This is a genomic window from Amycolatopsis sp. CA-211722, assembly GCF_056828465.1.
Genome location: NZ_CP184752.1, coordinates 7,372,337 through 7,385,458, shown reverse-complemented (window position 1 = coordinate 7,385,458; position 13,122 = coordinate 7,372,337). Strand labels below are relative to the sequence as shown.

Annotated in this window: 3 protein-coding genes; all 3 read left to right on the top strand. The window is 67.6% G+C overall.

Annotation, left to right across the window (positions count from 1 at the left end; genetic code table 11):
* Positions 1-123 precede the first annotated feature (123 nt).
* The 3 genes from ACOCEP_RS34410 (at position 124) to ACOCEP_RS34400 (ending at position 12,662) form a co-directional block, all read left to right on the top strand.
* The gene (locus ACOCEP_RS34410) at positions 124-375 is read left to right on the top strand and encodes a hypothetical protein (RefSeq protein WP_482333564.1); all 252 of its coding nucleotides are present in this window, start codon (positions 124-126) and stop codon (positions 373-375) included.
* A gap of 246 nt (positions 376-621) precedes the next feature.
* Positions 622-11,106, top strand: coding sequence for a WXG100-like domain-containing protein (locus ACOCEP_RS34405; RefSeq protein ID WP_482333562.1), 10,485 nt, complete (start codon positions 622-624; stop codon positions 11,104-11,106).
* Between the two features lie 107 nt (positions 11,107-11,213).
* Complete coding sequence (locus ACOCEP_RS34400) at positions 11,214-12,662, top strand: cytochrome P450 (RefSeq protein ID WP_482333560.1); 1,449 nt, start codon at positions 11,214-11,216, stop codon at positions 12,660-12,662.
* Positions 12,663-13,122: the final 460 nt, after the last annotated feature.

Below are 13,122 nucleotides of genomic sequence, written 5' to 3'. Positions count from 1 at the left end.
ACGGCCCACTTGGGTGCTCCTTCTTCGTGAGTGAAAGCCCTCCAAGAAGCGTGCGGGGCATAAAGTCTCCTATAGTGTGACCGGCGCTTTCGGCATGCTTTCGCCGAAATATCCTGGTCGAGTGTGCTCATTGACGATATCGGAGTGGTGATGGTCAAGAAATCTCTTGGTGTGCTCTTGTTCGCCTTCTCGGCGTTGGTCGTGATGGCTCCCGCTAGTTCTGCCGAGGATCTGGTCCACCGAGGTAAGTTCGCCAATTACGCCGCTGCTGAGGGATTTTGCGTGATGGGTAAGTGGGCAGGTGCTTTCGAGAGCTGCACCTATGTGAAATATCGGCCGTCCAGCGACGTCATTGATCTTTTCACCAATCGCTGACCGGTTTTGCCGGACAGCGGCGATCAGGCGTGAGGAGAACATCTCCAGGTGAGATACGCGCGTGTTCGCTCCAGGTGGCGTGGTCGGTGCGGGGGTCGTGAGTGGCAAAGAGGGTTAGAACCCGAATCGCCACTCACGCCCCCCCGCGCCCGCCACGCCACCTTCTGCTTAGGCCTCGATGGCTACGTCGAAGGTTGCGAAATTGGCTTTCGCAACCTCTGGTTCGGAGAAAGGAGGTGAGAGTAAGTGGCTGGTGGTTCGGTGAAGCTGCCTCCGGAGTTGCAGAAGTTCTTTTTGGTGACGTTGGGGATGTCGTGGCCTGAGGGCAATGACGTGGCGTTGTCGGCGTTGGAGCGGGCGTGGCGTGAGTTCGAGGTGGCCGCGCAGGAGTATCAGGCTGCGTTGCGGGCGAGTGGTGCCGGGGTGGATGCGGCGCTGGAGGGTGAGACCGGGGAGTTCTTTTCGTCTTTTCTGGGCAAGGACATGGTGTCCGGGGTCGAGGCGTTGGGGGAGGCGTCGGACAGCCTGGCGTCGATGACGAAGACGGCCGCGGCCGATGTGGTGAAGGCCAAGGTCATGATGGTCGCGATGGCGGCGATGGCGCTGGCCACCATCGTGCATTTGCTGGCGACGTTGATTTTCGCGTTCATGGCTGGTGCGGCGATTCTGACGGCGCGGGCGGCGTTGATGGCGGTGTGGCGTGCGCTGGTGGCGAAGATGCGGGCGCTGGCCGGATTGAGCCTGACGAAGGAACTGGGGGTTCAGGTCGCGAAGGGGGTCGGCAGGGCTTTGGTCCCGGTGGCGGGGTTCGCGGCGGCGGGTGCGGGGATCATGGGGGGATTGGATCTATCGATCCAGCTTGGCCAGATCGCGGCGGGCAAACGGGCGGAGCTGGACGGGAAGTCGTTGCTGGGCACATTCGTCGGTGGTGCGCTGGGGGGTGCGTTCGCGGGGATCTTCCACGCGGGTGCGGTGTGGTTGCGGGGTGTGGCGTTGGAGGGGGCGGGCCAGGCGGCGGGGAGGGTCGCGGCGGAAGCGGCGGAGGACGTGGTGGCGAAGGTGGCGGCGAAGGAGGCCGCAGACGCCGTGGATGATGCGGTTCCGGGTGGGGTGATGGGTAAGACGGGTGGCGAGAAAGCACCGGAGGCCACAGCTGGCGGGGAAAAGGCGGTCGAGTCGCCGAAGCGGGTGATCCCGGGGTCCGTCGAGGCGTTGGGGCACTTGTCGTATGGGGCGGGTCAGGTCGGGGTGGTGTTCATCACCGCTCCGGTGATCAACGCCGCCACGGGGTCTCCGCACGCGAGTCCGTGGCTGGGGATGTTGGGGGCGTTGTCGGGTTTCGGTGGTGGCCGTAGTGGCTCCTCGGGCAGTGGTGCTGGGACGTTGGACGCGGTGATGACGGCGTTGGATCATTTGCCGAGCGCGCCGCGGCTGAAGATCCCGGCAGCCGACATCAAGACCGACGGGCTCACCACCGGGGAAAGACTCTTCCTCGAACCACCACCGTCCTATGCGGACACGATCGCCCGGCAGAGCGAGGCAAGCCCGATCACCACGGTGCTGGAGGAAGCTCCCGCCACCGCTGTCGCGACGACCGCGGGCGAGCGAACGTCGATTTCCGCCCCCCTGCCGTTGGCGCCCGGAGTCGGTATCGCTTTCGTCGATCCGGCGTACCTCGGCAACGTGACCAAAGCTTTCGCCGGTCACGCGCCTGGTGTACTCCCCATCGCCGTACACCATCGGGATGGCTCGGTGATCCTCCCCGATTCCAGCGGGCGTCCGGTTCCGCGGGACTACGGCCGGTTCACCGGTGAGCTCGCCGGCCTCGCCTCCTGGGGTGAGATCTCGAAGATCGAGCTGTACGCCTGCGACGTGACCCCGGAAAACGTCGCCGGGCTCAACACCGCTCTGCGGACCGTTCCCGCGCTCGCGCACATCACGCTGACGCCGCACCGGGTGAACGAGCGCGTCCACATCCTTCCCGACGGCAGCGACATTTCCGGTGACGTGCCCGATCTTCCGCCGGGGACGCTCACGCTCGCTCCCGGCACGCCTCCGCCGCTGGACGTGCTCACCTGGCGGCCGCCCTTGTCCGCCGCGGCGGGACCCCAAGATCTGAACGGGTACATCGCGCAGCGCGGTATCGTCAGCCCCCGGAATTTCGACGCGGTGCTGCGCAACGGCGGGCTTCCCCCTGAGCTCTGGACGGCCGTGCGTGACAAGGTCGTCGCCGACACCGGACCGCCACCGGTGAGCTGGGTTCGCTCCTGGGCCGAGGGGATGGAATCCGCTTCGGGGGCACTGGGACTCCACTACCGTCCGTCGGATGTCGCGAGAGCCTCGGGCGCCTTGCTCAGCGAGCACGAGATCGCGCAGACCTGGGGACGCGCGCGGGTGACCTTCGAGTCCACGCTCGACGTCCGTGGCGGACTCGACCAGGCGGATTCCCTGGCTGTCCGATCGATGATCGAAGGGTTCGTCGACGCAGCGGTGCAGGCACGCCCGAACGCGCTGCCTCAGGTCCAGGCCGGGGTCTTCGTCGGGCCGGATTCCACGACGGGCCTGACGGAACTAGGGCGGCTCATCGAGTGGAGCGTCAGGTCCAGGCTGGGGGAGTATCCGGCGGACGTGGTGACGCCGTCCGCCGACGTGCTGCTGACGCGGGTAGCGGTCTCCGCCCTTACCCGGCCGGTGGCCGACGGGCGGATCGGCGTGGTGCAGGTCCGGGTCGACGGTCAACGTGGCCTCTCCGGCCTGTATGGGCCGCAGGCCTACGCCTCTCCCCAGAACTTGCTTCCGGCGGAACTTTCGGCCGAACTCGCCAGCGCGCGAGCGGTTCTCCCGGCCGTCGGGGACACCCCGGCGCTCGCGGAGGCGCGGGCGATCATGAACCGGTATCACCAGCCTCCCCGGGTCTTCGTCGAGCGGGAACCGTCGCGCCTGCACCAAGCCCACGGTGAGCGGCACGAAGCCGCCACCCTTCTGGTCGCCTGGGAACTGTTCAACTACTTCGATCAGGTGGCGGCGGAAAGCCGGGCTCGGCAGCTGGTCGGCTTCGTCGGGTGGCCCCGGCAGAGCGGGATTCTGGGCGGTTCGGTGTCCATACCGGAACCGGCGCCGGTGGAAGCAGGGCCGTCTTCGGCCGAGCCTGCGCTGGTCGCGGCCAACATGTACGGCGAAGAGAACCTGATCGCGCTGCTTCCCGACGACGTGGACCCGGCGGTGCCGAGGACAGCCTGGCGCAACTCCAGCGTGCACTCGATGCGGTACATCCTGCGAGAGTCCGGTCACGGGGACACCGATCCGTCCCGGCCCGCCGAAACCGTCGAACTCGCCCGGTGGGCACGGGTCACCGGCGACCGCCGGCCGACGCCACTGGTTCTGGCGCTGTGGCAGCGGGATTCCGCTTTCCGGGTGGGCCGGGAGAACCTCGATCCGGCCGAAACGGTCCGGTACCTCCAGAATAGCGCGGTCTTCCAGCGTTTCCAGAGTGATTCGCCACGTCCTCCGCTCCTGCTGCTGGTGGACGGCGAGGCGAGCGAACTCACCGCCGAGTTCCTCGGCGCGCTCAGCGCGGAGATGGGACCTGTCCACTCGTTCCTCTATGAAGGTCCGTCGCACTTCGAACCGGAAGGCACGATCAGGGTCCCGTGGGAAGCCGAGTTCACCGAGACCTTCGGCGTCCGGCTCGACGACGTCCAGTACGTCAACGAAGGTGTCGCTTTCTCGTTCTTCGAAACGGGGCACCAGACCGAAGTGGACGGTGCCGGGGAAGTGGCCGCGGCGGCCATCATGGAATGGGGCGCCACCCACGACGGTCCTTTTCCGACGGTGGTGGTGTTGCCCGGTGACGACGCCGTGGTGCCGATCGGCTTGCGGAGGGGCGACGTCCGCGTCCTCGCCGGGGGCGAGGACCTCGCGCGACTGTATCTTGAGGAAGAGGGGACGCGAGAGGAGCTGGCGGCGGATCCGGGCTGGCCGATCCTGCTGGTGGCCGATTTCCCGCACGGGGAAGCCCGGCCCGGTGACGTCCGGTTCGACTTCAGCGCGGCGCTGGCCCGTGAGGGTTTCTTCAACCCGGTGTACGCGACGACCCGCCACGCGCCGGAGGCCGGACGGGTCTTCCCGCTCGTGTCGGGGTTGTACGCGGACCGTGTCGAGTTGGACTTCGTCGCGCAGCCGGATGAGGAACCCACGGTGGTCTTCGTGCGCCACGAGGGGGACGACGCGGCCTTGGACGCGGTGCGGTCGTGGGGCGAACACGAGGACGCGGCAGGGGTGCGTTCGGTCGAGGGACCGGATGGCGAGGACGTTCCGGTGCCCTGGAACAACGCCGTGCCGATTTTCGTCAAACCCGACGCGGACGGCCGTGTTCACTTGGTGCGCTCCGATGGCCGGCCTGCGACGGGCGGCCTCGGAGCCGCGCTCCGGGACAGCGGGAGAGTGCGCTCGGCTCTCGGTTCCTTCGCCGATGGCCGGGCGCCGCATCTGGAGTGGACACCACTGCTGGTTCCGCTGGAGGGGAGGATCACCGGGCTCGGGGAGTTCGCCCGCGTCTTGGCCGACGGCGGCTACTCGCGCGCGATCTACGCGGCCCGTGGCCCGGTGGTGCTGAACGACGACGGGACGATCACCCTCACCGAAGCGGGGTTCGACCATGTCCCAGCGGTGCCGCCGGACCTGACGAGGGTGGTCAGCTTCCCGCTGGCGAACGCCCGCCTGGGTGTCCACGGTCAATTCTTCCCCCGGGACGCCACCGACATGCTCGTCCAGTGGCGAGTGGGCGCGAGTACCGGGCCTGTGTCGGGGCAGCTCTATTTCTCCGAAACGTCGGAAACGGCCGGACCGCTGTACTTCGACACCTTCCTCGCTCCAGGGGGTGAACCGAGCTGGCGCACCGTCGTGCACGGCGGTCCGGGGTGGATCGAAGTGGCGTTGTCCACCGGTCGTCCGTTCGAGCTGGGAGATCGGTTCGCGCTCGAAGGCGATGCGGCCGGCGCCGCGCTTTTCGGATCGGCCGTGTACCGGATGGCCCAGCCCGATCCCCACCGGCCGTACTGGATGCTGGCCTGCGAAAGCGCCGCGAACACGAAGCTCACCCGTGCCATCGAGTCGAGATGGGGGACCGGCCCCGTGCTCGGCCTCACCGACACCGCCAACTTCCGCTGGACCGGCGACGCGGTCCATGTGAACAATGGCGGCCACCTGACCGCGGTGAACCGGCCTCACCTGAGGAACCCCGATCTCGGCCAGCTGGCGACCGGGCACATCGGTCCTCAGCGGATCGAGCGGCGCGACGGGTCCGATCTCGGCTCCGACGTCCTCGAGCTGTCGCGGCGGGCCGCGCGCGCTTCGGCCTGGCGGCTGGCCAACGGTGGCGAGCCCGCGGCGATCCGGATCGTGGTGCGAGGCGGGGCCGAAGCGGACGGCCTCGCCTGGGGTGAGCGACTCGCGGCCGACCTCCGTGCCGCCGCGGACGAAGAGGCCGCCTCGCTGACGAGCCACTATCGCCTTCCGGACGTGCGTGAGCGTTCGCCGGAGACCGTGGTCGCGTTCGAGGACGGCGGACAGCGTCCGATGGTGGCCGATGTGGAAGTAATCCTGTCTGAGGGGGACTTCGGCGCGGACGCGCTGAACCCGAGATACCTGGACGGGATGGAGACGGCGTTCGCCGCGCTGACCCCGGCTGCTCGCGGCGTCCCCGGGCCTGTCGCCGTCCTGGAGCTGCCACGCGGTCTCGGTGTCGCCTTCGTCGATCCGGCTCATACCGGCAACGTGACCAAGGCTTTCGCGGAGCACGAGGCGGGTGTGCTCCCGGTGGCCGTCCATCATCGGGAGGGTCGCTGGGTTCTTCCCGAAGGCCGGGCGACCTCTCGGCAGTTCGCCGACGCCCTCGTGGCCCTTCCGGCGAGTCGCGTCACCTGGCCCGAGATCACCCGCTTGCGGCTGTACGCCTGCTACCTGACGCCGGGAATCGTCACCGGGCTCCAGGCCGCGATCAGGGAGATACCCGCGCTTGAGCACGTGACGGTTTCCGCCGCCCACTCGGGCGTGCGGGTTCAGTTTCTTCCCGAGGGGGACATCGTCACCGGCGCTGTGCGGGATCTGCCGAAGGGGACCCTCACCCTCGCGCGTGACGACGAGAACGCCGGATCGGGTGCCAAGTCGCGTCGTTCGGCCCGGAAGGCGGCGGCGTCGCTGCTGACGGGGGTCCGGGAGGCCTTGTCCACGGTGACCCATCGTCCGCGGCGGAAGGGGAAGGAGGCGGCGGAGTCCGGCCTGCCCGCGATTCCCCGGGAAGTACCCGGTGCTCCGGCCGCGGACGACGGTTCGCTGTATGTCCGGCCGCGAACGCCGGACCGGCATTCGCGTGAGAACGAGCCTCCTCCGCTGGATGTGGTGTCGTTCCGGCCGCCTCTCGCCGGGCAGCCGGGGCCGAAGACGTGGTACGACTACGTGCTGCGGCGCGGTATCGCCGGCGAGGGCAAGCTCGACGAGGTCGTCAAGGGATTGGCCGAAGACCTCGACGCCGGACTCACCAGGGTTCGGCCCCTGCCGACGGAACTCTGGGAACTGGTGCGGGATCAGGTCGAGCTCGACCCCATCCCCGCCGGCTGGGTACGCCCTTGGGCGGAGGCCATGGACACCAGGCTCGACCGGAATCTGCCTTGGTATCGGAACGACGATGTGGTGGAAGCCTCCGGGTATCTGCTGAACCACGCGGAAGCCGATGAGGCCTGGCGATCTGCCAGGGTGGCCTACGAGATGTCCGACCGAGACGGCGGTTACGTCGTAAAGGACCCCATCAAGCAGATACTGAAAGGGTTCGTCGACGCGGCTGTCCAGGCACATCCGGACGCGTTGCCGCGGGTGACCGCGTCGATCTCCCTGATGTTCGACGACCTCCTCGGTCCGAGCTGGTTGCGCGCTCTCGTCGGAAAGACGATCAGGTCTCGTCTGGCGGAGTACCCGCCGGGTGCCGTCACGGTTTCGGCGGAGCAACTCCTGGCACGCGTTTCGCTGTCCACAGGCGGGAGGGACGGCGAGAACCGGGGCTTGGTGAGTATCCGCGTGGATGGCCAACGCGCGCTGTCGGGTCTCTACGGTCCCGTGGCGTTCTCCGATGCCGACAATCCGCTGGACGATCACAAGAGCGTACTGACGGTCAACTGGAAGACGATCGAGGAGACACATACTGTCGCGGCCTCGGCCATCCGGGCTCTGACACCGGACGACCCGGTGTTCACCGAGGCGCGGGAGATGATCAACCGAAGCCAGGAGCCTCCGCGCGAGTCCGGTGCGCGCCATCCGTCGCGGGTCTATCGGGCGCATCGGTCCCGCTACGATGTCGCCGTCAACATCGTGGCCTGGCAGCTCGCCATGGCCCGCGCCGATGTCACCCGGGCCGACACGTTCCGGGACAACGCGAGGGATTTCGTCACGGCCTTGCGTGGATACCTCGCCTGGCCACGGGAAAGCGCGTTTTCGGGTGGTGCCCGGGTCCTGCCCGCCTCATCGCCCACCGGGGTCGAAGTCTCCGTACTGGCACTTCCGCACAGATCCGTCGTGGCGTTCGTCGATCCCGGCTATACCGCCAACGTCGCTCAGGCCTTTCCCGGCTGGGACAACGTGGTCCCGGTGGTCGTGCACCATCGGAATGGCCAGTTCGAGCTTCCCCGGCGAGGCCGAGGGCCCGTTCCGCACGATTCCACCCAGTTCGCCGAAGTCCTCGCGAACTTGCCAGGGGGAGTCGTCTACTGGCCCGATGCCACGGACATCCACCTCTACGCTTGCGATCTGACCCCCGGAATCGTCGGCGACCTCGAAGCCGCCGTGAAGGCCGTACCTGCCTTGAACCACCTCACGGTCTCGGCGCCGAAGCAGGGTTCGGCTTTGCATCTCCGTACCGACGGCACGTTCGATCAGGGTGACCGGGCCGCGCAACCGCCCGGCACACTCACTCTCGCGAGGGCTTCCGGATCGAAGCCCTCGCGATCGGCCAGGGACGTCCTGGCGTCGTTCTCGACCGGGTTACATCAAGCTTTGACGCGTCGCCCCGGGCGTGATCGCACGGCCGGGTACTGGCCGCGCTGGCCCGACGAGATACCCCCGTTCACGCGACCCCAGGACGAAGTGGTGCCGTCCGACGTCCTCGCCTTCCGTCCACCCCAGGACCTTCGAGCGAGGCCGTCGACGCTCTACGAGTATGTGCTGCAACGAGGTCTGGCCGGCGAGGGCCGGGTCGGCGCCCTCATGGACTCCTACCTCGCCGACGGCATCGAAAGCCCGTTGCCGGCGGAACTGTGGACGATGGTGGCGGACGAGGTCCGCCGTGACCCGATCCCGGCGCACTGGGTGCGTTCCTGGGCCGAGAAATATCCGGTCACGAGCACGCGGACGGCTGCGGAGGACTCGGGACTCCTGCTGAACGAGACGGAAGTCGAGCTGGGCTGGGGCGGCGCCCGGACCGTTCACGCCACCTGGCTCACCCGTGGCTTCGACCTTTCACCGATCCCGCGAATGCTCGCGGGGTTCGTCGACGCCGCGGTGCAGGCACCTCCGGACGACCTGCCTCGGGTGGCGGGCCGGGTTTTCGTGGACGCCGGTTCTTCGTGGGAGGTGGCCGAACTCCGAGCGCTGGTGCGGTCGAACATCGAGTCACGACTCGCGGCGTACCCGCCAGGGTCGGTGACGGTTTCCGTGGAGCGGCTGCTCGGGCGGCTCGCGATCACGGCGGTCACCCGGCCGCAGGGGGACCCACTGATCGGGGTCGTGCAGGTCCGGGTGGACGGACAGCGTTCACTGTCGGGTCTGTACGGTCCGGGTGCCTATTTCGATCCCGACAATCCTTCGCACCGCCACGCGAGATACTCGGTGGAGCACCAAGAGCGAGTCCGTGCGGAACTCGCCCGTCTGCGACCGGACGACCCGGTGTTCACCGAGGCGCGGGGACTGATGGATCGGCTCTACGAGCCTCCGCGGGACTTCGCCGGACAAGAACCCCCGTTGCTGCATCGGTTGCACCGCAAGCGGTACCGGGTTGTCCTCGAGAGGATCGCGATGCAACTGGCCCGAGCCCAGCGTTTGACTCCCCGCCAGCACTACGTCGCCATGTCTCGGCAACATCTTCACGAGTATGTCGATTTCGTGGGCTGGCCGCGGATGAGTGCGATCTTGGGCGGCGCACGGGCGATGTTCGCTCCGTCCGGTGCTGGCGGCGAAGTCGCGGCCCTGCCGTTGCGGCACAACGCCGGGATCGCTTTCGTCGAGCCGCGCTATGCCACTAATGTCGCGTTGACGTTCGCCAGACACCCCCGTGACACCATGCCGGTGGCCGTCCATCATCGGCAGGGGCGATGGGTTCTTCCCGACGCCGGCGGCACGCCTGTCCCGCATGATCACGGGCAGTTCGCCGCCGTGCTCGCGAATCTGCCCGCCGGTCTCATCTCCTGGGGAGGTATTTCGTGGATCGACCTGCTCGCTTGCGATCTTCGTGACGAGGACGTCGCCGGTCTCAACGACGCCTTGCGTGCTGTGCCGGCGTTGTCGCACATCACCGCCACGGCGGTGTGGGCGGGGACCCGGATCCACGTCGTGTCCGATGGCCGCGCCCTGCGCGGCGAGCATGCGGACCTGCCGCCCGGCACCCTCACGCTCACGCCCGCGGATTCTTCGGGAACGTCGTCCTCGGACGCGGGTACTCCGCCCGCGGGCGTGCTCGCCTGGCGGCCGGGAGGGCCGGACCGGACGCTGAACGACCTGACCCGAAGGCTCAGCATCGCCAACGAGACCAACTTCTCCAGATTCATGCAGCCCGGCCGGTTCGGCTCCTTGGCCCCGGAACTCTGGCGGCTCATCCAGGAGCAGGTGGCGGCGGACGCCAGCCCGACGCCGCGCAGCTGGGCGCGGTCGTGGATCGAGACCATGGATTCGGTGAGATCCCCCGAGGGTGACGTGTACCGAAGCGAGGACCTGGCCGCGGCCTCGGGAATCCTGAACGCGTGGGAGGTCGACCAGGCTCGCGGGCGTGCCCGGGAGGCCTTCGAGGGCAGACTGGGCGACGACGGGGAACTCGACCGGGACAGCGTGGCTTCGATCGAGCTCATGGTGGACGGATTCGTCGACGCCGCGGTCCGGGCGAATCCGGACGCGCTGCCGATGATCCAGGCCGTCGTTTTCGCGGAGCAGGGCTCCACGGGCGGGACGGCCCTGGTGCGGTCTCTCGTGGAGGCGCAGATCAGGTTCCGGTTGTCTCAATACCCAGCAGACGCGCTGCGGACACCGATGGAGCGGCTGCTGTCGCGCATGTCGCTTTCCCTGCGCACGCCCCAAGCCGGTGACGAGCGGATCGGCAAGGTCGAAGTGCGGGTGGACGGTCAACGGGAGGTGTCCGGTCTCTACGGTCCGGGGGCCTTTTCCGATCCGGACGATCCACTGCCCTTGCATCGCGATGAGCTGGAGGCGGCGCGTCGCGATCTCGCCGACATGGACCGGAACGGTCCGGTGTTCCTCGACGCCCAGCGGATCATGAACCGCTTTCACCAGCCGCCCAGGGAGTCGGGCGGCGAGGAGCCGCGGATCCAGCAAGCTCACCGGGAACGGCATCAGGCGGCCGCCGACCTGGTCGCGTGGGACCTGACGAAGCCGCCTCAACGGTACATCGACGACAATGTCCGGCTCGCGACGCAGCGCGCTCAGGCGTTGGTCGGCCCGGTGGGCTGGCCACGGTAGGGGACGCGTTCGTGAGGGAGACCCCTCCACCTGGAACGGGGTATTGGCAACCCGCCATCAGTGATGCGACGGTCGGGGCAGCAGATCGCGCCAGGGAGATGGTCAGCATGACGAGCGCCCTCGAAAAGGTCACCGGAGCGGTGCGTCAACGGGTCTCTTCGCTCACGTCGGTCCCGCTGCCGCGATCGGTCGACGAGCGGTGGCTCGGCGCGAGGTGGCCTGTCCGGGAACTGGCTCCCGCGCCGCCGGGCCTCAAGCCGGTCCTCGGTGACGACGGCGCGCCCGTCCTCGGGCACACGCTCGACTTCATGCGTTTCGGCACCGATTTCACCCTCAAACGCTACGAGACCTATGGCCCGGTGTCGTGGATGGGCGTGTTCGGACGGCGGATGGTCGTGCTCTCCGGTCCGGAGGCCACCCAGATCGCGCTGGTGAACAAGGACAAGGCGTTCTCGTCGCAGGACGGCTGGAAGTTCTTCATCGAGCGGTTCTTCGACCGCGGCCTGATGCTGCTCGACTTCGGTGAGCACCATCTGCACCGCCGGATCATGCAGACGGCGTTCACCCGGGACCGGCTCGCCGGCTATCTCGGGCAGATGGGGCCGACCTTGCGCGAGGGCGTCGCGGCCTGGTCGGATCGAGCGAACCCGCGGATCTACTGGTCTCTCAAACAACTCACCCTCGACGTCGCCACGCGGGTGTTCATGGGCATGCGGTCGGGTGACGACGCGGACGCGATCAACCGCGCCTTCGTGAAGGCGGTGCGCGCGGGAACGGCCGTCGTCCGGTTCCCGGTGCCAGGTGGCCGCTGGGCGGCGGGACTGCAAGGCCGGAAAGTGCTCGAAAGCTACTTTCGCGCGAACCTGCCGTCGAAACGCTCGAGTGACGGCGAGGATCTCTTCTCGGCCCTGTGTTCCGCGACCACCGACGACGGCGAGCGGTTCACCGACACCGACGTCGTGAACCACATGATCTTCCTGATGATGGCCGCGCACGAGACCGCGACCATCGCGGCCACGTCCGTCGTATACAACCTCGCGAAGAACCCCGAGTGGCAGGAACGCGCGCGCCAGGAGTCGCTCGCGCTCGGCGACGAGATGCCGGACATCGACGCGCTGGAGTCCCTGACGGCGTTGGATCTCGTACTCAAGGAGTCCCTGCGCCTGAACGCCCCGTCGCCCTCCTCCGCACGGATGACGGTGAAGGACACCGAAGTCCTCGGGCATTTCATCCCCGAGGGAACGCTGGTCAACGTCACGCCCACCGTCAACCACTTCGTGCCGGAATGCTGGACCGATCCGATGCGTTTCGACCCGGAGCGCTTCAACGAGCAGCGGCGCGAGGACAAGTCGCACCGCTACGCGTGGCTTCCCTTCGGTGGCGGCGCGCACAAGTGCATCGGTCTGCATTTCGCGACCTTCGAGGTGAAGGCGCTGCTGCACGAGATGCTGCGGGCGTATCGCTGGACCGTGCCGCCGGTGTACAAGGCGCGCTGGGACTACACGTCCCTGCCCATTCCCGCGGACGGGATGCCGATCCGGCTCGAACGGCGCTGACGCCGGGGGCGTTCGAGGTAAGGGCCGAGCTTTCGCAACGCCTCCGTCACCCGCGACGCACTCAAGACCTGAGGTGAAGGGGACTTTCCGCTCATGTTATGAGAGGAAAGTCCCCTTCACCTCACTCGTGCCTTCTGAACACCAGTATCCACAAAGGATCGCAGACGACCGAAGAATGTCGGTTTGATGAATATGTGTAAGGTTTCGCCTGGGGGTCGTGTATGACAATGAGGGTTCTCTTGAGGGGTAAGGCAAACGCGGCCGGGCGCGAGGCGTCACTGAGGGTGAGGGGTGTGTGGAAACAGGGACGTTCAACGTCCCTGTTTCCACACACCCCTACGCGACTGGACCGGTCACGAGGGACTGTGTGGATTTCGGTGCGTCCAACGCACCAAAATCCACACAGTCAGTGCCGGGAGTCCTACGTCGCGCAGAGCCACTGACCTGGCCACGAACACGA